The sequence below is a fragment of the Streptomyces sp. NRRL B-24085 genome (assembly GCF_001282115.1).
Lineage (GTDB): Bacteria > Actinomycetota > Actinomycetes > Streptomycetales > Streptomycetaceae > Streptomyces.
The window spans coordinates 1-20,093 of sequence record NZ_LJBR01000223.1 but is presented as its reverse complement, the minus strand read 5'-3'; the positions used below and the strand labels follow the sequence as shown (position 1 = coordinate 20,093).

Below are 20,093 nucleotides of genomic sequence, written 5' to 3'. Positions count from 1 at the left end.
GGCCTGATCAGGCCCATCAGCATGCGCAGGGTGGTCGTCTTGCCCGCGCCGTTCGGCCCGAGCAGGCCGAGGACCTGGCCCTTCTCGACGCGGAAGGAGAGGTCGCGGACCGCGTACCGGTCCGCCGACCTGGCGTACCGCTTGCTCAGGTCGGTTATCTGGAGGGGGACTTCGGTCAGCTCCGGTTCGGGGGCCGCGGGGGCCGTCGTACGGCGGCGGCCGGTCACCACGAGGACCAGGGCGAGCACCGCGCCGGCCAGCGGCAGCCACCACACCCAGGCGGGCAGGGGGGCCTGGGTGTTCTTCTCGCCGAGGGGCTCGGGGACGTGCAGCTCGCCCTTCAGGGAGACGGTGTACGTCGCCGGAGCGGCCGGGGAGGCGTAGCCGAGGTCGGTGGAGGCGAGGACCAGGCGCAGTCGGTGGTCGTCGTCGATCTCGTGGTCGATCGCCGGGAGGGTGATGGTGACGTCCTTGCCGGCCTTCGCGCCCTCGACCCTGATCGGCTCGACGAGTTGGGAGGGCAGCGTCTGCTGTCCCCTCCCGCCCACGTCGTAGAGCTTGGCGAAGAGGACGGCGTCGTCGGTCGTCGACTTCACGTGGACGGTGACCGTGGGCGAGCCGGTGATCCGGAGGTCGTCCTCGACCGGGGCCGACTCGAAGGCGGCGTACTGGCCCGGGAAGTCGAGGGAGACGCCGACGCCGAGGGAGGAGAGCTGGGAGAGGCCGCCGGCGCCGAGGCCGGGGAGGGCCGAGACGGCGGGCGGGCTGGCGCCGGCCGGGTTGGTGAAGTCCTGTGCGCGGCCGGTCAGGGCGATCCTGTGCTCGTCGCCCGCCAGGCCGGGGTAGGTGCCGGCGGTGACGCCGGTCAGGCGGGTCTCGCCGTCGCCGGTGTCGGTGCCGAGGGTGCGGGTGACGCGGAAGGCGGGGCCGGTGTCGGCGGACTTCTCGTCCTTGAGGTAGCGGTCGAACCAGTCGGCCACACGGTCCCGGACCCGGCTCGTCTCCAGGTCGCCGCCGTCATGGCCGCCCGCGATCCAGTCGACGTCCACGGGGGCGCCGTTGGCGCGGATCGCCTTCGCGGCCTGGTCGGCCTGACCGAGGGGGAACAGGGAGTCCGTCTGGCCCTGCACGAGGAGTGTGGGGACCTTGATGTCCTGGGCGACGGCCGACGGGGAGCGCTCCTCCAGCATCTTCACGGCCTGCGCGTCCGGGACGCCGGACTGGGCGACCCGCTGGTACATCGCGCAGATCTGCGGCTCGAACTTCGTGCAGCCGCCCGCGGAGTTGACGAAGATGCCGGCCCACAGCTTCTTGAAGACGCCGTTCGGGAAGAGGGCGTCCGCGAGGTTCCAGTACGTGATCGACGGGGCGATGGCGTCCACGCGCCGGTCGTGACCGGCGGCGAGGAGGGAGATCGCGCCGCCGTAGCTCGCGCCCGCCACGCCGACCCTGGGGTCGCCCTGCTTGTCGAGCTGGACCCGGGGCTGCCTCGCCAGCCAGTCGATCAGCTTGCTGACGTCCTTGACCTCGGCGTCGGGGTCGTTGAGGCCGACCTTGCCCGTCGACCGGCCGAAGCCTCTCGCCGACCAGGTCAGGACGGCGTAGCCGTCTCTGGCGAGATCCTCGGCCTGTTCCCGTACGTCGGCCTTGCTGCCGCCGAAGCCGTGGCCGAGGAGGACCGCGGGGCGCCTGTCGGTGCCGTTCGTCGTGAAGTACGAGGTGTCGATGCGGACGCCGTCGATCGCCATGATCTGGTCCGCGCGGTGCACCGGGGGTGGGTCGTCGGAGGCGGCGGCCGTCCAGGTCCCGGCGGCGGCGAGCACGACGACGGAGGCCGCGGCGGCGATCCACCGCGGCCTCCGGAGGCGTCGAAGATCCATGTGTCAACGGTACGGGCTGAAACTGTCGGTCACTTATCGACCGGGGGCTGAACTGCGGGCCATCCTGGGGGTGGATGGGGGTTCGTCGTGTACAGCGGGTGCGGTACGGCTACGAGCTCGGTCTCAGCCGTTCGGATGCCGGGTGCGGGTTTCGTCGTGGCCTGTCGCGCCCACGCGGCGGAGCCGCACATCGATACAGCCCCGCGCCCCTGGGTGGGTCTACTCGCTCGGAATCGATACGAGCCACCTTGTTTCCCTTCGGGGGCGGAGGTACAGCGCCCAGTACAGGGTCGCGGCTGCCGTGATGCCCCCCGTCCACAGCAGGTACTCCGTCTCCTGCTGGGTCAGGATGTACGTCAGGACCGCTATCAGGAGGACCGGCATCGCGGGCCACAGGGGCATGCGCCAGGCCGGGGTGTGCTTGTGGTGGGTGCGGCGGGAGAGCAGGGCCGCGATCGCCACCAGGAGGTACATGCCCGTCACCGAGACGCCCGTGACGCCGTACAGCGTGTCCAGGTTGACGAAGCACAGGGCCGCGCCCGGGATGCCGACCGCGAGGGTGGCGACCCAGGGGCTGCCGAAGCGGCCGAGCTTGGCGAAGACCGTGTTCACCGGGGCCGGCCAGGCCTTGTCCCTCGCCGAGGCGAACAGGACCCGGGAGTTCTGGATGACCATGACGATGCCGGCGTTGATGATCGCGAGGGCGACGCACAGGCTGACGAAGGTGCCGACCGCGGAGGTGGACCAGGCGGTGACCATGGTGCTGATGTCGCCGCCGGTGAGCGCGGTCAGGTCAGGGGCGCCCATGGTGATCGCGGCCACCGGGACCAGGATGATCACGGTGGAGATGGCGAGGGTGGCCAGGACCGTGCGGGCCACGTTGCGGCGCGGGTTCTCCAGCTCCTCGGAGAGGTAGACGGCCGTCGAGAAGCCCTGGGTGACGAAGAGGGCGATCGCCAGGCCGGAGACCACCAGCATGGCCGTCACCGTGTCCGTGCCGCCGTTCGCGCCCGCCACCTGCATCGACACCAGGCTGCTCGGGCCGCGTTCGGCGTGGGTGAAGCCCAGGAGCGCCACGACCGCGGCCGCGATCACCTCAAGGACCAGGAAGACGCCGGTGATCCAGGCGTTGGCGCGCAGGTCGAGGAGGCCGGCGAGCGTGGCCAGGAGCATGACTCCGGCGCCCGCCAGGGAGGGGTCCAGGTGGATCACGGGGGCCAGGTAGTCCGCCGTGCCCATCGCGATCACCGGCGGGACGATCATGACGACCAGGAGGGAGAGCACGAAGACGAGCCAGCCCGCCAGTCGTCCCGCAAGCGTCGAGACCATCGCGTACTCGCCGCCCGCGCTGGGGATGAGGGTGCCCAGCTCCGAGTAGCAGAACGCCACGGCGATGCAGAGCAGGGAGCCGATGGCGATGGTCAGGGCGGTGGCGGTGCCGAGCGAGCCGAAGAGGTCGGGGACGACCACGAAGAGGGTGGAGGCCGGGGTCACGCAGGACAGCGTCAGGAGGGTGCCGCCGACCACGCCGATGGAACGGTTGAGCTTGGCGTGGCCGTGCTCCAGCGCCTCTGGGACGGCGTTGTCGGCAGGGCGGAGGGTGTCGGTCATGGTGCTGCATGGAACCCCGACGAAAACCGACCCGTCAATAGATGACTTGCTGCGAAATCCGCAGTGAAGAACCGGCTGGGATGGCGAATTCAACAGTTTGCCGTGAAGAAATCCGCGATTTGGGGAGTACGGGAACCGCAGCGCGTGCGCGCAAAAAAACGGGGCCGTCCGCCATGCGGACGGCCCCGTCGGGGGTGCTCAGTGGTTGCGCGGGAAGCCCAGGTCCACGCCCGCCGGGGCGTCGGCCGGGTCGGGCCAGCGGGTGGTGACGACCTTGCCGCGGGTGTAGAAGTGCGTGCCGTCGTTGCCGTAGATGTGGTGGTCGCCGAAGAGCGAGTCCTTCCAGCCACCGAAGGAGTGGTAGCCGACGGGGACCGGGATCGGGACGTTCACGCCGACCATGCCGGCCTCGACCTCCAGCTGGAAGCGGCGGGCGGCGCCGCCGTCCCGGGTGAAGATCGCGGTGCCGTTGCCGAAGGGGGAGGCGTTGATCAGCGCCAGGCCCTCCTCGTAGGTGTCGACGCGCAGCACGGTCAGGACCGGGCCGAAGATCTCGTCCTGGTAGGCCTTGGCGGTGGTGGGCACCTTGTCGAGCAGGGAGATGCCGATCCAGTGGCCGTCCTCGAAGCCCTCCACGGTGTGACCGGTGCCGTCCAGGACGACCTCGCAGCCCTCGGCGGCGGCGCCCTCGACGTAGGAGGCGACCTTGTCGCGGTGCACCTTCGTGATGAGCGGGCCCATCTCGGAGGCCGGGTCATTGCCGGGACCGATCTTGATCTTCTCGGCGCGCTCGCGGATCTTCTCGACGAGGGTGTCGCCGATGGCGCCGACCGCGACGACCGCGGAGATGGCCATGCAGCGCTCGCCCGCGGAGCCGTAGGCGGCGGAGACGGCGGCGTCCGCGGCCGCGTCCAGGTCGGCGTCGGGCAGGACCAGCATGTGGTTCTTGGCGCCGCCCAGGGCCTGCACGCGCTTGCCGTTGGCGGAGGCGGTGGTGTGGATGTAGCGGGCGATCGGGGTCGAGCCGACGAAGGAGACGGCCTTGACGTCCGGGTGCTCCAGGAGGCGGTCGACGGCCACCTTGTCGCCCTGGACGACGTTGAAGACGCCGTCGGGCAGACCGGCCTCGGCGAGCAGCTCGGCGATCTTGACGGAGGCCGAGGGGTCCTTCTCGGAGGGCTTGAGGACGAAGGTGTTGCCGGTCGCGATGGCGATCGGGAACATCCACATCGGCACCATGGCCGGGAAGTTGAACGGGGTGATGCCGGCGACGACACCGAGCGGCTGGCGGATGGAGGAGACGTCCACCCGGCTGGCGACCTCGGTGGACAGCTCGCCCTTGAGCTGCACGGTGATGCCGCACGCCAGGTCCACGATCTCCAGGCCGCGCGCGACCTCGCCGAGCGCGTCCGAGTGCACCTTGCCGTGCTCGGCGGTGATCAGCTCGGCGATCGCGTCCCGGTTCGCCTCCAGCAGGGCCCGGAAGCGGAACAGGATGCTGGTGCGCTTGGCGAGCGAGGAGGTGCCCCAGGTCTGGAACGCGTCCTTCGCGGCGGCCACGGCGGCGTCGACCTCGTCGACCGAGGCGAACGCGACCTTCGTGGTGACCGCGCCGGTCGCCGGGTCGGTGACCGGCCCGTAGTTCCCCGACGCGCCTTCGACGGTCTTGCCGCCGATCCAGTGGTTGACGATCTTCGTCATGACCGAGTACTCCTTCACAGATGGCGGCGTCGGGTAGAGACGTGCCGTTCGTACAGCTCACGGGCCTTGATCGCGGACGCGCGCGTCGCGGTCTCGGCCACAGGAACATCCCACCAGGCCTGCGCCGGAGGCGCGCCCGACACTGTGTCTGCCGTTTCGGTCTCGACGTAGACACATGTGGGAGTGTCGGCGGCCCGCGCCTGTTCGAGTGCGGCGCGGAGGTCTCGTACGGTCTTCGCGCGCAGCACGCGCATACCGAGGCTGGCCGCGTTGGCGGCCAGGTCCACGGGCAGCGGGGCGCCCGTGTAGGAACCGTCGGAAGGCGAACGGTGGCGGTACGCCGTGCCGAAGCGCTCGCCGCCGACCGTCTCGGACAGGCCGCCGATGGAGGCGTAGCCGTGGTTCTGGATGAGGAGCATCTTGATCGCGATGCCCTCCTGCACGGCCGTGACGATCTCCGTCGGCATCATCAGGTACGTGCCGTCGCCGACCAGCGCCCAGACGTTGCGGTCGGGAGCGGCCATCTTCACACCGATCGCGGCCGGGATCTCGTAGCCCATGCAGGAGTAGCCGTACTCCAGGTGGTACTGGTCCCTCGACCGGGCCCGCCACAGTTTGTGCAGGTCGCCGGGGAGGGAACCGGCCGCGTTGATGATTACGTCGGACTCGTCGACGAGCGCGTCCAGGGCGCCCAGGACCTGCGGCTGGGTCGGCCTGATGTCGGGCTCGTCGGCCTCGTAGCAGGCGTCGACGCGCTGCTCCCAGCGCTCCTTGTCCAGGGTGTACTCGTCGACGTACCCGCCCGTGACGCGGTGGGCGTGCAGCTGGAGTGCCTCGGTGAGCTCCGTCAGGCCGCTGCGGGCGTCCGCGACCAGCGGCATCCCGGCGAGCTTGTGGCCGTCGTAGGGCGCGATGTTGAGGTTGAGGAAGCGGACGCCGTCGCCCGCGAAGAGGGTGCCGGACGCCGTGGTGAAGTCGGTGTACCGGGTGCCGACGCCGATCACCAGGTCGGCCTGGCGGGCCAGTTCGTTGGCGGTCGCGGTGCCGGTGTGGCCGACGCCGCCGACGTCCTGGGGGTGGTCGTGGCGCAGGGAGCCCTTGCCGGCCTGGGTGGAGGCGACCGGGATGCCGGTGGCGCTCGCGAACTCGGCGAGGGCCTCCTCGGCGCGGCTGTGGTGGACTCCGCCGCCGGCTATGACCAGGGGCCGCTGAGCCGACCTGATCACGCTGATGGCCTCGGCCAGCTCGACGGGGTCGGCGCCCGGACGCCGTACGGTCCAGGTGCGCTCGGCGAAGAACTCGTCCGGCCAGTCGTGGGCCTCGGCCTGGACGTCCTGCGGGAGGGCGAGGGTCACGGCGCCGGTCTCGACCGGGTCGGTGAGGACGCGCATGGCCTGGAGTGCGGCCGGGATCAGGGCTTCGGGCCGGGTGACGCGGTCGAAGTACTTCGAGACCGGGCGCAGACAGTCGTTGACCGACAGGTCACCGGCGTACGGGACCTCCAACTGCTGGAGTACCGGGTCGGCGACGCGGGTGGCGAAGATGTCTCCCGGCAGGAGCAGGACCGGGAGGTGGTTGATCGTGGCGAGTGCGGCGCCGGTCACCAGGTTGGTGGCGCCCGGGCCGATCGAGGTCGTCACCGCGTGCGTGGACAGGCGGTTGGACTGACGCGCGTAGCCGACGGCCGCGTGCACCATGGACTGCTCGTTGCGGCCCTGGTGGAAGGGCATCTCGTCGCCGTACTCGACCAGCGCCTGGCCGAGCCCGGCGACATTGCCGTGGCCGAAGATGCCCCAGGTCGCGGAGATCAACCGCTGCCGTACGCCGTCGCGTTCGGTGTACTGGGCGGCCAGGAAGCGGACCAGCGCTTGCGCGACGGTCAGGCGGGTGGTCATCGGTACCCCTCCGTGTGGTCCGGGTGGAAGCAGATCCGCCACTCCCGCGTCTCACCCGGCCCCGCCATGACGTTCAGGTAGTACATGTCGTGGCCGGGCTGGGCGACGGACGGGCCGTGCCATCCGTCGGGGACGAGGACGGCGTCGCCGGAGCGGACCTCGGCGAGGACGTCGGAACCGCCCTCACGGGAGGGAGATACGCGCTGATAGCCGAAACCGTTCGGGCCGTCGATCTCGAAGTAGTAGATCTCCTCCAGCTCGGCTTCCACGCCCGGCCGGTGCTCGTCGTGCTTGTGCGGGGGGTACGAGGACCAGTTGCCGCCGGGGGTGACGACCTCGACGGCGATGAGCTTGTCGCAGTCGAAGGCGTCGGCGGAGGCGAAGTTGCGCACGTGCCGCAACTGCGTGCCGCTGCCGCGCTCTTCGACGGGGACCTCCGGCGCGGGGCCGTAGCGGGCGGGGAGTCGTCGCTCGCACTTCGCTCCTGCCAGGGCGAAGCGGCCTCCCGCGCCGGAGGCGATCGATGCCTGGGCGTCCCGGGGCACGTACGCGAAGTCCGAGACTCCGGCGAACACGCTCTCCCGGCCCAGGAGTTGGAACTCTTCGGTACCTGTGCGGACGGTACAGCCGCCTGCCAGCGGAAGCACGATCCACTCGCTGTCACCGGAGGTGAAGGTGTGCGTGCCACCCGGTGCCAGCTCGACGATCCGCAGGCTGCTGTGGGTCCAGCCGGCCCGCTTGGGGTCGATGTCCACCGCGTACTGGGCGTTGGCGGTTCCGCCCCTGGGGACGTACAGCTCGTTGTGTGTCATGCGGCGGCCCTCACAGCAGTCCTACGGCGGTGTCCACGGCGGCGGCCACGTCGCCGTCCGCCGGGTACAGCAGGGAGCGGCCGACCACCAGGCCGCGCACGGTGGGCAGTTGCAGGGCGCCGCGCCATTTCTCGTACGCGCCGTCCTGGTCGTCGCCGACCTCGCCGCCCAGCAGTACGGCGGGCAGTGTGGAGGCGGCCATGACCTCGCCCATGTCGTCGGGGTTGTCGCAGACCGGGACCTTGAGCCAGGTGTAGGCCGAACTGCCGCCCAGGCCCGAGGCGATGGCGATCGACTTGGTGACGGCCTCGGCGGACAGGTCGTTCCTGACCTTGCCCTCGGTGGTGCGGCCGCTGAGGAACGGCTCGACGAAGACGGGCAGTCGGCGGGCGGCCATGTCGTCGATGGCGCGGGCCGTGGACTCCATGGTGGTCAGGGAGCCCGGGTCGGCGTAGTCGATGCGCAGGAGCAGCTTGCCCGCGTCGAAGCCGAGCCGCTCGATGTCCTCGGGGCGGTGGCCGGTGAAGCGGTCGTCGAGTTCGAAGCTGGCGCCCTGGAGGCCGCCGCGGTTCATGGAGCCCATGACGACCTTGCCGTCCAGGGCACCGAGGAGGAGCAGGTCGTCCAGGATGTCGGCGGTCGCGAGGACGCCGTCCACGCCGGGGCGGGACAGCGCGAGGACCAGGCGCTCCAGCAGGTCGGCGCGGTTGGCCATGGCCATGCGGTTGCCGCCGACGCCGAGCGCGCCCCGGGCGGGGTGGTCGGCGGCGACGATCATCAGCCGGCCGCTGTCGTTCAGCAACGGCCTGCGGGTACGGCGGGCCGCCGCCTCGGCGATCGCCTCGGGGCGTTCGGCGCGCAGCCGCACGAGTTCGGTGATGTCGACGCTCACTTGACCGCTCCCGCCGCGACCGCGTCCTCGATCTCGCCGACCGTGGGCATCGCGGAGCTGCACTCCAGGCGGGAGGCGACGATGGCGCCGGCCGCGTTGGCGTGCCGCATGATCTTCTCCAGGTCCCAGCCGGCGAGGAGGCCGTGGCACAGGGAGCCGCCGAAGGCGTCACCGGCGCCGAGGCCGTTGAGGACGTTCACGGGCAGGGGCGGGACCTCCGCTTCGTCGCCCTTGCTGTCGACGGCGAGGACTCCCTTGGGGCCCTGTTTGACGACCGCCAGCTCGACACCGGCGTCCAGCAGCGCCCGGGCCGCCTTCCGGGGCTCGCGCACCCCGGTCGCGACCTCGACCTCGTCGAGGTTGCCGACGGCGACCGTGGTGTGGCGCAGGGCCTCCTCGTAGAAGGGGCGGGCGGACTCGGGGTCCTTCCAGAACATCGGGCGCCAGTCCAGGTCGAAGACGGTGGTGCCCGCCTTGGCCCGGTGGGCGAGGGCCGCCAGCGTCGCGGTACGGCTGGGCTCCTCGCTCAGGCCGGTGCCGGTGACCCAGAAGACGCTCGCCTCGCGGATCGCGTCGAGGTCCAGCTCGTGGGCGTCGATCTCCAGGTCGGGGGCCTTGGGCTGTCGGTAGAAGTAGAGCGGGAAGTCGTCCGGCGGGAAGACCTCGCAGAAGGTGACGGGGGTCGGCAGTCCCGGGACCGGGGTGACCCAGCGGTCGTCGACGCCGAAGCCCTGGAGGGCCTCGTGCAGATAGGTGCCGAAGGGGTCGTCCCCGGTGCGGGTGATCACCGCGGTCCGCCGTCCCAGGCGTGCGGCGGCGACCGCGACGTTCGTCGCCGACCCCCCGAGGAACTTGCCGAAGGACGTCACCTGCGGCAGCGGGACACCGGTCTGGAGTGGATACAGGTCCACACCGATCCGCCCCATGGTGATCAGGTCGTACGCCATCGGCTTCCCTTCGTACCTGCGTCGGCTCTCCCGGCGTTTGTAGCCCCGTACGAGGAGCCCTGTCAATGTTTTGTCCAGACATTCGGACGAGACCTTGACAGCGCTTGCTGCGTGAACCGAAGCTGACCGGCATGACAGCGCCCGCACCTCAGCCCTCACTGTCCCGCATCCGGATCGGCTCGGCTCCGGACTCCTGGGGCGTGTGGTTCCCCGACGACCCCCAGCAGGTCCCCTGGCAGCGCTTCCTCGACGAGGTCGCGGACTCCGGCTACGAGTGGATCGAGCTGGGGCCGTACGGGTACCTGCCGACCGATCCCGCGGTCCTCACCGAGGAGGTCACCCGGCGTGGCCTGAAGGTGTCGGCCGGGACCGTCTTCACCGGCCTGCACCACGGCGAGGCCGTGTGGGACAAGACCTGGGCGCATGTCGCGGACAACGCGGTGCTCGCCCAGGCAATGGGGGCCGGGCACCTGGTCGTGATCCCGTCGTTCTGGCGGGACGACAAGACGGGCGAGGTGCTGGAGTCCGACACGCTCACGCCCGAGCAGTGGCGCAACCTCAGCTCGCTGACCGAGCGGCTGGGGCAGCGGGTGCGCGACGAGTACGGCCTGCAGATCGTCGTCCACCCGCATGCCGACACCCACATCGACAGCGAGGAGAACGTGGTCCGCTTCCTGGACGCGACCGACTCCTCCCTGGTGTCGCTGTGCCTGGACACCGGCCACTACGCCTACTGCGGCGGCGACAGCGTCAAGCTGATCGAGACCTACGGCTCGCGGATCGGTTACCTGCACCTCAAGCAGGTGGACCCGGAGATCCTGGCGGACGTGCGGGCCAAGGGGACGCCGTTCGGGCCGGCCGTGGCGCAGGGCGTGATGTGCGAGCCGCCGTCCGGGGTGCCGGAGCTCGGTCCGGTGCTGGAGGCGGCGCAGAAGCTGGACGTGGACCTGTTCGCGATCGTCGAGCAGGACATGTACCCGTGCGAGCCGGACAAGCCGCTGCCGATCGCCCGGCGGACCCGGGCGTTCCTGCGGTCCTGCGGGGCGTAGCCGTCCGGCTGCGGGCGCGTGGGGGTGGGTCGCGGAGGCCGGTGGCCTTCGATGTCAACGCGCCGCGCCCGCACGCCCGCGTACGCCTTTGCGTCACCTCTGTCACGAAGTCCCCTTCCGTGTCACACATGTCGCGTGTACGCGGACTCCCCGTCACACCCCGCGCACAGACCCTGACCGCGGGTCACCGCGGGTCGTTCACCGGGCACAGGCTTTGTGATCGCCAGCGCAGCGCCCGGTACCCCCGACGGCCGTTCCCGGCCGCCGCCGCGGTGCGCGCGGGGAGGTGCACCACATGACCGACCGAAGGCTCTGGTCGTACAAGGAGATCGCGGCGCACATCCGTGTGCAGCCGGACACCGTGCGGTCGTACCGCAAGCACGGACTGCTGCCGCCGCCCGACCACGTCGAGGGCGGCAAGCCCTTCTGGTACGCGGACACCGTGCGGGCGTGGGTCGCGTCCCGGCCGGGGAACCGGGGCCGGAGGGAGGACTAGGGCGGCGCCGGAGGGGGAAAGCGCCAGCCCGTCCCGCCGAGCCGAAAATCGCGGGCCGGCAGGGGACGGTGTCTGACACAGTCGGCCCATGAGCGACTTCTCCGTGAAACCCGTGCTCACCGGCGAGCGGACCGTGCTGCGACCGTTCACCGAGGCCGACGCCGAGGTCATGGCGGAGATCATCGAGGACCCCGAGGTCGTCCGCCTCACCGGAACCCCCGCCGGCGAGCTCACCCTGGAGCGGCTGCGGTCCTGGTACGGCTCCCGGTCCGCGCAGACCGACCGCCTCGACCTCGCCGTCACCGACCGCGCCACCGGCGAACTGGTCGGCGAGGTCGTCCTCCACGAGTGGGACGCCCAGGCCCGGAGCTGCACGTTCCGCACCCTCATCGGCCCCCGGGGGCGCGGACGCGGGATCGGCACCGAGGCCACCCGCCTCATCGTCGGCCACGGCTTCGAGCGGCTCGGCCTGCACCGCGTCGAACTGGAGGTCTACCGCCACAACGCCCGCGCCCTGCGGGTCTACGAGAAGGCCGGGTTCACGGTCGAGGGAGTGCGGCGGGAGTCCGACCTGCGGGACGGCGAGTGGGTGGACTGGGTGGTCATGGGCATCCTCGACCGCGAGTGGGCCGCCCTCGACCCCACGGCTCGATGACCGTCACCCCCGCTCCGGGGGCCGTGCCCATCGCCGCGAGGGCGGCCGGTGCCGCGTCCAGCGGGATCGTGGAGGTGACCAGCAGATCCGGTCGCAGCACGCCCGCCCCGACCAGCTCCAGCATCGGCGGGTAGGTGTGGGCGGCCATGCCGTGGCTGCCGAGGAGCGCGAGCTCCAGGGCGATCGCGCGGGCCATGGGCACGGGGGTCGTACCGTCCGCCGAGGGCAGCAGACCCACCTGGACGTGCCGCCCGCGCCGGCGCAGCGACTCGACGGAGGCCGCGCAGGTGGCCGGCGATCCCAGGGCGTCCAGGGACACATGGGCCCCGCCGCCGGTCAGCTCACGGACCGCCGCCGCGGTGTCCCGGGTGCCGTTCGCGTCCACGCACTCCGACGCGCCGAACTCCTTCGCGAGGGCCAGCGCCCCGGGAGACACGTCCACGGCGACCACGCGGGCCCCCGAGGCCGCCGCGATCATCACCGCGGACAGGCCGACCCCGCCGCAGCCGTGCACCGCGACCCACTCCCCCGCGGCGGCCCGCCCCTGCTGCACGACCGCCCTGAACGCCGTGGCGAAACGGCAGCCGAGGGAGGCGGCGGTGGCGAAGGTCATGTCCGGGGGTACGGCCACGAGGTTCACGTCGGCGTGGTCCAGCGCCACGTACTGGGCGAACGAGCCCCAGTGGGTGAAGCCGGGCTGGGTCTGGCGCTCGCAGATCTGGTGGTCGCCGCTCGCGCAGGCCGCACAGGTGCCGCAGGCGCAGACGAAGGGGACGGTGACCCGGTCACCGGGACGCCAGTCGCGCACCCGGGGGCCGACCGCCTCCACCACGCCCGCGAGTTCGTGGCCGGGCACGTGCGGGAGGGCGATGTCGGGGTCGTGGCCCCGCCAGCCGTGCCAGTCGCTCCTGCACAGACCCGTGGCCTCCACCCGGACGACCGCTCCGTGGTCCGCCGGGCGGGGCTCGGGGACGTCCCGCACCTGTGCGGGCTCGCCGTAGTGTTCGAAGACAACCGCTCGCATCCGCGTCTCCCTCGCCGTGTGTGCCTGCCGGTCCATCGTGACTGGTCACCGGTCCGCCGCCGCCACCCGGCCCACGACTCTTGGAGAAATACCCCCTAGGGGTATAGGCTGTGACGCAACAACCCCACACGCCTCCACGAGGAGAACGACATGACCGCCCAGACCGATACCCCGGGTTCCGTCACCGCCGTCTACAAGGTGAGCGGGATGAGCTGCGGGCACTGTGAGGGTTCCGTTTCCGGCGAGATCTCCGAGATCGCGGGGGTCAGCTCGGTGAAGGCGGTCGCCTCCACCGGCGAGGTCACGGTCGTGTCGGCGGAGCCGCTGGACGAGGAAGCCGTGCGGGCCGCCGTGGACGAGGCCGGTTTCGAGCTCGTCGGCAAGGCCTGAGCGGCCGAAGAAGTGCCACGGCAGGGTGTCGGCGAGCGACGCCCTGCCGTGGCTGAACCGTTTTCCGGAGTAGGGAACATGTCCACCACGGCCCCGACAGCGCCCGTGTCCGAGGTCGAACTCGTCATCGGCGGGATGACCTGCGCCTCCTGTGCCGCCCGGGTCGAGAAGAAGCTCAACCGGATGGACGGCGTCACCGCCACGGTCAACTACGCGACCGAGAAGGCGAAGGTCGTCTACCCCGCGGGCGTCGAGATCTCCGATCTGATAGCGACCGTCGTCAAGACGGGTTACACGGCACAGGAGCCGGCGCCCCCGGCACCGGAGCCCGAGGACACGGACCCCGAGCTCGCGGCCCTGCGGCAGCGGCTCCTCGTCTCCGTCGCGCTCGCCGTCCCGGTTGTCGCGCTCTCCATGGCCCCCGCCCTCCAGTTCGACAACTGGCAGTGGCTCGCCCTGACCCTCGCCTCGCCCGTCGTCGTCTGGGGCGCGTGGCCGTTCCACAGGGCCGCCTGGACGAACACCCGGCACGGCGCGGCCACCATGGACACGCTGGTCTCGGTCGGCACCCTCGCCGCGTTCGGCTGGTCCCTGTGGGCGCTGTTCTTCGGCGACGCGGGCATGCCGGGCATGCGGGAGCGGTTCGAGCTCACCGTCGGCGGCATGGACGGCGCCTCGACGATCTATCTCGAGGTGGCCTCGGGGGTCACCGCCTTCATCCTGCTCGGCCGCTACCTGGAGGCCCGCGCCAAACGGCATGCGAGGGCGGCCCTCAGGGCGCTGATGGAGCTCGGGGCCAAGGACGTCGCCGTCCTGCGGGACGGGCGCGAGGTGCGGATCCCGGCGGAGCGGCTGGCCGTCGGGGACCGGTTCGTCGTACGGCCCGGCGAGAAGATCGCGACCGACGGCACCGTCGTCGAGGGCTCCTCGGCCGTGGACGCCTCCATGCTGACCGGCGAGTCGGTCCCGGTGGACGTCGGGGTCGGGGACGCCGTCACCGGGGCGACCGTCAACGCCGGCGGGCGGATCGTCGTGGCGGCGACCCGGGTCGGGGCCGACACCCGGCTCGCGCGGACGGCGAGGCTCGTCGAGGACGCGCAGAACGGCAAGGCCCAGGTGCAGCGGCTGGCCGACCGGGTCGCCGCGGTCTTCGTGCCGGTCGTCATCGGCATCGCCGTGGCCACCTTCGGGGCCTGGCTCGGCGCCACCGGGGACACCGTCGCCGCGTTCACCGCGGCCGTCGCCGTGCTGATCATCGCCTGCCCGTGCGCGCTGGGTCTGGCCACCCCGACCGCGCTCATGGTCGGCACCGGGCGCGGCGCCCAGCTCGGCATCCTCATCAAGGGCCCGGAGGTCCTGGAGTCCACGCGGCGCGCCGACACCGTCGTCCTGGACAAGACCGGCACGGTCACCACCGGCCGCATGACGCTTCAAGAGGTCCACGTCGCACAGGACGCCGACGAGAAGCAGGTGCTGCGGCTCGCGGGCGCCCTGGAGCACGCCTCCGAGCACCCGGTCGCCCGGGCGGTCGCCGTGGGCGCCGAGGAGCAGACCGGACCGCTGCCGGCGGTCGAGGAGTTCGAGAACGTACCCGGCAAGGGCGTACGCGGGCGCGTGGAGGGCCGCGAGGTGGCCGTGGGGCGGCTCTTCGACGTGCTGCCCGCCGAGCTTGCCCGCGCGAAGGAGGAGGCCGAGCGGGGCGGTCGTACGGCTGTCGTCGTGGGGTGGGACGGCGTGGCCCGCGGAGTCCTGGCCGTCGCCGACGCGGTCAAGGAGACCAGCGCCGAGGCGGTGCGGTCACTGCGGGCGCTGGGGCTGACGCCGGTGCTGCTGACCGGGGACAACCGGACGGTGGCCGAGGCGGTGGCGCGGGCCGTCGGGATCGACGAGGTGATCGCCGAGGTGCTGCCCGAGGACAAGGTCGAGGCCGTACGGCGGCTTCAGGGCGAGGGCCGGGCCGTCGCGATGGTCGGCGACGGCGTCAACGACGCGGCCGCGCTCGCCGCCGCCGACCTGGGGCTCTCCATGGGGACCGGGACCGACGCGGCGATCGAGGCCGGGGACCTGACGCTGGTGCGCGGTGATCTGCGGGTGGCCGCGGACGCGATCCGGCTCTCCCGGCGCACCCTGTCCACGATCAAGGGCAATCTCGTGTGGGCCTTCGGCTACAACGTGGCCGCGCTGCCGCTGGCCGCGGCCGGGCTGCTGAACCCGATGATCGCCGGGGCGGCGATGGCGTTCTCCTCGGTGTTCGTGGTGACCAACAGCCTGCGGCTGCGCGCTTTCCGTTGAGGATCCTTTGACGGACCCCCTCTGGAGTCCGGAGCCACGCTCACATAAGCTCTTCACAAGACTCGCGCATCGTCCTTACGCTGGGGTCCCGTTCACCGTATCCGGGCTCTTGCGTATCTAACGGACATTTGCAAGAGACGCAGATCACAGTGATGCGAACGTAACCATCGAAGGGGTTCGAAGGTCTAAGTTGGCGATGTCAGGCAGCGTCTTGGGGGGCGTTGACTGACGTCTGAGGATGTCTTGGGGGACTTCCTCGGAGCTGCGTTGCCGGGGCACGCACTTAGGGAAGCTTTGAGCGGCCCTCCCGACCGTGCGCTGTCCCGGCAGACCGCACACTGGAGTAGTACGACGAGTTCTGCTCGTTCTGCTCAAACAGCAGTACCGGAAAGACAGCGATTCAGGCGCTGGTCTCTCAGACGCCCGGCCGGATCCCGTGGGGGGAATCCGCACCGGGACATGGGAAGGCGCCCTGGACGCCGGCCCGTGGGGGGACCGTCGCCAGGGCGCCTTTCGCTTTGCGGATTCAGCCGGGGGGTTCGTGGAGCTTCCGGTCATCTCCCGGCTCACGGCCGGTGGGGGCTGGTCGCGCAGTTCCCCGCGCCCCTGAAAAGACAGGTCAGCCCCGGCACCGGCGTCCGTCAGCGCTGCTCGACCGGGATGAAGTCGCGCTCCACCACACCCGTGTAGATCTGGCGCGGGCGGCCGATGCGGGAGCCCGGCTCCTTGATCATCTCGTGCCACTGGGCGATCCAGCCCGGGAGGCGGCCGAGGGCGAACAGGACCGTGAACATCTCGGTCGGGAAGCCCATGGCGCGGTAGATCAGGCCCGTGTAGAAGTCGACGTTCGGGTAGAGGCTGCGCGAGACGAAGTAGTCGTCGGAGAGCGCGTGCTCCTCCAGCTTGAGGGCGATGTCCAGCAGCTCGTCGGACTTGCCGAGGGCCGAGAGGACGTCGTGCGCCGCCGCCTTGATGATCTTCGCGCGCGGGTCGAAGTTCTTGTAGACCCGGTGGCCGAAGCCCATCAGCCGGACGCCGTCCTCCTTGTTCTTCACCTTGCGGATGAAGGAGTCGACGTCACCGCCGGAGGCCTGGATGCCCTCCAGCATCTCCAGCACGGACTGGTTGGCGCCGCCGTGCAGCGGGCCCCACAGGGCGTTGATGCCGGCCGAGATCGACGCGAACATGTTCGCCTGCGACGAGCCGACGAGGCGGACCGTCGAGGTCGAACAGTTCTGCTCGTGGTCGGCGTGCAGGATGAGCAGCTTGTCCAGGGCGGAGACCACGACCGGGTCGAGGTCGTACTCCTGCGCGGGCACCGAGAAGGTCATGCGCAGGAAGTTCTCGACGTAGCCGAGGTCGTTGCGCGGGTAGACGAACGGGTGACCGATCGACTTCTTGTAGGCGTACGCCGCGATCGTCGGCAGCTTGGCGAGCAGGCGGATCGTCGAGAGGTTGCGCTGCTTCTCGTCGAAGGGGTTGTGGCTGTCCTGGTAGAACGTGGACAGCGCGGAGACGACCGAGGACAGCATGGCCATCGGGTGGGCGTCGCGCGGGAAGCCACGGTAGAAGTTCTTGACGTCCTCGTGCAGCAGGGTGTGCTGCGTGATGTCGTTCTTGAACACCGAGAGCTCGTCGACGGTCGGAAGCTCACCGTTGATCAGGAGGTAGGCGACCTCCAGGAACGTGGAGCGCTCGGCCAGCTGCTCGATCGGGTAGCCGCGGTACCGGAGGATGCCGGCCTCACCGTCGAGGTAGGTGATGGCGGATTTATAGGCGGCGGTGTTGCCGTAGCCGCTGTCCAGGGTGACCAGACCGGTCTGGGCGCGGAGCTTCCCGATGTCGAAGCCCTTGTCGCCGACGGTGCTGTCGATCACCGGGTAGGTGTACTCGCCATCGCCGTACCGCACTACTACAGAGTTGTCGCTCACGTCATCCCTCACCGACGTTGTGCCTCTTCTTCGAGGTTGCCCTGACTGTCTCTACCATCCCCCATTTGGCGCAGGAGAGTGCACTCGGGGTCGGCCGTTGGGCGTATCAGCGGCACTGAGTGCCGCCAACTTGCTCATCCTGCCCCTCCCCACCCGCTTCCGGAAGGGCTCTGTGACCCACGTGACTCATTTGATCGATCATTTTTTGTGTTGTCTCACGATTGACGCCCGTCACAGGGCCGAGAGCCGGTGGTCCAGCGCCGTGCAGCGCCGTCCCGCCGAGACCGTGCGCACCGCCTGACCGATCGCCTTGCGCGAACCGACGAGGACGACCAGTTTCCTCGCCCGGGTGACCGCCGTGTACAGCAGGTTCCGCTGGAGCATCATCCAGGCGCTGGTGGTGACCGGGATCACCACGGCCGGATACTCGCTGCCCTGGGAACGGTGGATGGTCACCGCGTACGCGTGGGCCAGTTCGTCCAGCTCGTCGAACTCGTACGGCACCTCCTCGTCCTCGTCCGTCAGCACGGTCAGGCGCTGGTCGACCGGGTCGAGCGAGGTGACCACGCCCACGGTGCCGTTGAAGACACCGTTGGTGCCCTTCTCGTAATTGTTGCGAATCTGGGTGACCTTGTCGCCGACCCGGAAGACCCGGCCGCCGAACCGCTTCTCGGCGAGGTCGGGGCGGCCGGGGGTGATGGCCTGCTGGAGCAGGCCGTTGAGCGTGCCCGCGCCGGCGGGGCCGCGGTGCATGGGCGCGAGCACCTGGACGTCCCGGCGCGGGTCGAGACCGAACTTGGCCGGAATCCGACGGGCCGCCACGTCCACGGCGAGCCGGCCGACCTCCTCGGTGTCGTCCTCGACGAAGAGGAAGAAGTCCTTCATGCCGTCGGTGACGGGGTGCTGCCCGGCGTTGATCCGGTGCGCGTTGGTGACCACACCGGACTGCTGGGCCTGGCGGAAGACCCGGGTGAGGCGTACCGCGGGGACCGGGCCGCCGTCGGCGAGGAGGTCGCGCAGGACCTCTCCGGCGCCGACGCTGGGCAGTTGGTCGACGTCCCCGACGAACAGCAGGTGCGCGCCCGGGGGTACGGCCTTCACCAGCTTGTTGGCGAGCAGCAGGTCCAGCATGGAGGCCTCGTCGACCACCACCAGGTCGGCGTCGAGGGGGCGGTCCTTGTCGTAGGCCGCGTCTCCGCCGGGCTTCAGCTCCAGGAGGCGGTGCACGGTGGAGGCGTCGGCGCCGGTGAGCTCGGCCAGACGCTTGGCGGCACGGCCGGTCGGGGCGGCGAGGACGACCTTGGCCTTCTTGGCGCGGGCCAGCTCCACGATCGAGCGCACGGTGAAGGACTTGCCGCAGCCGGGGCCGCCGGTGAGGACGGCGACCTTCTTGGTGAGCGCAAGCCTGACGGCGGCCTCCTGCTCGGGGGCGAGGTCGGTGCCCGTACGGGACTTCAGCCAGCCCAGCGCCTTGTCCCAGGCCACGTCACGGAAGGCGGGCATCCGGTCCTGGTCGGTGCGCAGGAGACGCAACAGCTGGGCGGCGAGGGAGAGTTCAGCCCGGTGGAAGGGCACCAGGTAGACGGCGGTGACCTCATGGCCGTCGGGGCCCGGGAGCTTCTCCCGGACGACCCCGGGTTCGCCCGACTCCTCGTCCGGCAGGGCGAGTTCGGCGAGGCACTCGATGACCAGACCGGTGTCGACCTGGAGGAGCTTGACCGCGTCGGCGATCAGCTGTTCCTCCGGGAGGTAGCAGTGCCCCTGGTCGGTGGACTGCGAAAGGGCGTACTGGAGGCCCGCCTTGACGCGCTCCGGGCTGTCGTGCGGGATGCCGACGGACTGGGCGATCTTGTCGGCGGTGAGGAAGCCGATGCCCCAGACGTCGGCGGCGAGCCGGTAGGGCTGGTTCTTCACGACGGAGATCGAGGCGTCGCCGTACTTCTTGTAGATGCGCACGGCGATGGAGGTGGACACCTCGACGGTCTGGAGGAAGAGCATCACCTCCTTGATCGCCTTCTGCTCCTCCCAGGCGTCGGCGATCTTCCTGGTGCGCTTGGGGCCGAGGCCGGGGACCTCGATGAGCCGCTTCGGCTCCTCCTCGATGATCCTCAGGGTGTCCGTGCCGAAGTGCTGGGTGATGCGGTCGGCGAAGACGGGGCCGATGCCCTTGACGAGCCCTGAGCCGAGATAGCGCCGGATGCCCTGGACGGTGGCCGGCAGGACGGTCGTGTAGTTCTCGACGGTGAACTGCTTGCCGTACTGCGGGTGGGAGCCCCAACGCCCCTCCATCCGCAGGGACTCGCCCACCTGGGCACCGAGCAGCGCGCCGACGACGGTGAGGAGGTCGCCGCCGCCTCTGCCGGTGTCGACGCGGGCGACCGTGTAGCCGTTGTCCTCGTTGGCATACGTGATGCGCTCCAGCACGCCTTCGAGCACGGCCAGCCGTCGTTCACCCGTGGAGGCCCCCGCCTGATTGGACATGCCCCGACGGTACCGCCCGGCAGTGACAGCCCAGGGG

15 protein-coding genes are annotated in these 20,093 nt (G+C 70.7%); 5 read left to right on the top strand and 10 right to left on the bottom strand.

The window, feature by feature from the left end:
* From AOJ26_RS23865 to iolC, 7 genes are all read right to left on the bottom strand, one after another.
* Positions 1-1,880 (bottom strand): CocE/NonD family hydrolase (locus AOJ26_RS23865; protein WP_053850396.1); only part of this gene is annotated, 1,880 nt, incomplete at its 3' end.
* A gap of 219 nt (positions 1,881-2,099) precedes the next feature.
* Positions 2,100-3,491: an APC family permease gene (locus tag AOJ26_RS23860; protein ID WP_053850395.1), complete on the bottom strand. Its 1,392-nt coding sequence runs from the start codon at positions 3,489-3,491 to the stop codon at positions 2,100-2,102.
* A gap of 198 nt (positions 3,492-3,689) precedes the next feature.
* On the bottom strand, positions 3,690-5,192 hold the full coding sequence (gene mmsA / locus AOJ26_RS23855; RefSeq protein ID WP_053850394.1) for a CoA-acylating methylmalonate-semialdehyde dehydrogenase: 1,503 nt from the start codon (positions 5,190-5,192) through the stop codon (positions 3,690-3,692).
* A gap of 14 nt (positions 5,193-5,206) precedes the next feature.
* Entirely contained in the window at positions 5,207-7,087 is a 1,881-nt protein-coding gene (iolD, locus tag AOJ26_RS23850; protein ID WP_053850393.1) for a 3D-(3,5/4)-trihydroxycyclohexane-1,2-dione acylhydrolase (decyclizing), read from the bottom strand.
* A complete protein-coding gene (gene iolB / locus AOJ26_RS23845) occupies positions 7,084-7,899 on the bottom strand; it encodes a 5-deoxy-glucuronate isomerase (RefSeq protein ID WP_053850392.1) in 816 nt (271 codons plus the stop codon). Before iolB ends, iolD begins: the two co-directional genes overlap by 4 nt.
* A 10-nt stretch (positions 7,900-7,909) precedes the next feature.
* Positions 7,910-8,791, bottom strand: a complete 882-nt coding sequence (locus AOJ26_RS23840; protein ID WP_053850391.1) for a Cgl0159 family (beta/alpha)8-fold protein — start codon at positions 8,789-8,791, stop codon at positions 7,910-7,912.
* A complete protein-coding gene (gene iolC / locus AOJ26_RS23835; RefSeq protein WP_053850390.1) occupies positions 8,788-9,738 on the bottom strand; it encodes a 5-dehydro-2-deoxygluconokinase in 951 nt (316 codons plus the stop codon). The genes AOJ26_RS23840 and iolC overlap by 4 nt, the downstream gene beginning before the upstream one ends.
* A 131-nt stretch (positions 9,739-9,869) precedes the next feature.
* Here iolC and AOJ26_RS23830 point away from each other — a divergent pair, with 131 nt between their 5' ends.
* The 3 genes from AOJ26_RS23830 to AOJ26_RS23820 all read left to right on the top strand — a co-directional run bounded on the left by AOJ26_RS23830 (position 9,870) and on the right by AOJ26_RS23820 (position 11,938).
* Positions 9,870-10,787: a sugar phosphate isomerase/epimerase family protein gene (locus AOJ26_RS23830; protein ID WP_053850397.1), complete on the top strand. Its 918-nt coding sequence runs from the start codon at positions 9,870-9,872 to the stop codon at positions 10,785-10,787.
* A 295-nt stretch (positions 10,788-11,082) separates the two neighbouring features.
* Positions 11,083-11,283 carry a helix-turn-helix transcriptional regulator gene (locus AOJ26_RS23825; RefSeq protein WP_020116516.1) on the top strand — a complete coding sequence of 67 codons (201 nt, stop codon included), beginning with the start codon at positions 11,083-11,085 and terminating at the stop codon, positions 11,281-11,283.
* An 88-nt stretch (positions 11,284-11,371) separates the two neighbouring features.
* Complete coding sequence (locus AOJ26_RS23820; RefSeq protein ID WP_053850389.1) at positions 11,372-11,938, top strand: GNAT family N-acetyltransferase; 567 nt, start codon at positions 11,372-11,374, stop codon at positions 11,936-11,938.
* Here AOJ26_RS23820 and AOJ26_RS23815 read toward each other — a convergent pair.
* Positions 11,886-12,962 carry a zinc-dependent alcohol dehydrogenase family protein gene (locus tag AOJ26_RS23815; protein ID WP_053850388.1) on the bottom strand — a complete coding sequence of 359 codons (1,077 nt, stop codon included), beginning with the start codon at positions 12,960-12,962 and terminating at the stop codon, positions 11,886-11,888. The genes AOJ26_RS23820 and AOJ26_RS23815 overlap by 53 nt on opposite strands.
* Positions 12,963-13,112: 150 nt before the next feature.
* On the opposite strand from AOJ26_RS23815, the gene AOJ26_RS23810 reads away from it, so the two are divergent.
* Together AOJ26_RS23810 and AOJ26_RS23805 are read left to right on the top strand one after the other, a co-directional pair.
* Entirely contained in the window at positions 13,113-13,352 is a 240-nt protein-coding gene (locus AOJ26_RS23810; protein WP_031037814.1) for a heavy-metal-associated domain-containing protein, read from the top strand.
* Positions 13,353-13,430: 78 nt separating this feature from the next.
* Positions 13,431-15,644: a heavy metal translocating P-type ATPase gene (locus tag AOJ26_RS23805; RefSeq protein ID WP_053850387.1), complete on the top strand. Its 2,214-nt coding sequence runs from the start codon at positions 13,431-13,433 to the stop codon at positions 15,642-15,644.
* Between the two features lie 641 nt (positions 15,645-16,285).
* Here the strand turns inward: AOJ26_RS23805 and AOJ26_RS23800 are convergent.
* A complete protein-coding gene (locus AOJ26_RS23800) occupies positions 16,286-17,575 on the bottom strand; it encodes a citrate synthase (RefSeq protein ID WP_053850386.1) in 1,290 nt (429 codons plus the stop codon).
* A gap of 231 nt (positions 17,576-17,806) precedes the next feature.
* Complete coding sequence (locus tag AOJ26_RS23795; protein WP_053850385.1) at positions 17,807-20,056, bottom strand: ATP-dependent RecD-like DNA helicase; 2,250 nt, start codon at positions 20,054-20,056, stop codon at positions 17,807-17,809.
* Positions 20,057-20,093 lie beyond the last annotated feature (37 nt).

Bases quoted from the DNA above. Each gene is read 5' to 3' on its own strand.
- AOJ26_RS23860 (WP_053850395.1), bottom strand. From the start codon at position 3,491: ATGACCGACACCCTCCGCCCTGCCGACAACGCCGTCCCAGAGGCGCTG.
- mmsA (WP_053850394.1), bottom strand. From the start codon at position 5,192: ATGACGAAGATCGTCAACCACTGGATCGGCGGCAAGACCGTCGAAGGC.
- iolD (WP_053850393.1), bottom strand. From the start codon at position 7,087: ATGACCACCCGCCTGACCGTCGCGCAAGCGCTGGTCCGCTTCCTGGCC.
- iolB (WP_053850392.1), bottom strand. From the start codon at position 7,899: ATGACACACAACGAGCTGTACGTCCCCAGGGGCGGAACCGCCAACGCC.
- iolC (WP_053850390.1), bottom strand. From the start codon at position 9,738: ATGGCGTACGACCTGATCACCATGGGGCGGATCGGTGTGGACCTGTAT.
- AOJ26_RS23830 (WP_053850397.1), top strand. From the start codon at position 9,870: ATGACAGCGCCCGCACCTCAGCCCTCACTGTCCCGCATCCGGATCGGC.
- AOJ26_RS23825 (WP_020116516.1), top strand. From the start codon at position 11,083: ATGACCGACCGAAGGCTCTGGTCGTACAAGGAGATCGCGGCGCACATC.
- AOJ26_RS23820 (WP_053850389.1), top strand. From the start codon at position 11,372: ATGAGCGACTTCTCCGTGAAACCCGTGCTCACCGGCGAGCGGACCGTG.
- AOJ26_RS23815 (WP_053850388.1), bottom strand. From the start codon at position 12,962: ATGCGAGCGGTTGTCTTCGAACACTACGGCGAGCCCGCACAGGTGCGG.
- AOJ26_RS23810 (WP_031037814.1), top strand. From the start codon at position 13,113: ATGACCGCCCAGACCGATACCCCGGGTTCCGTCACCGCCGTCTACAAG.
- AOJ26_RS23805 (WP_053850387.1), top strand. From the start codon at position 13,431: ATGTCCACCACGGCCCCGACAGCGCCCGTGTCCGAGGTCGAACTCGTC.
- AOJ26_RS23795 (WP_053850385.1), bottom strand. From the start codon at position 20,056: ATGTCCAATCAGGCGGGGGCCTCCACGGGTGAACGACGGCTGGCCGTG.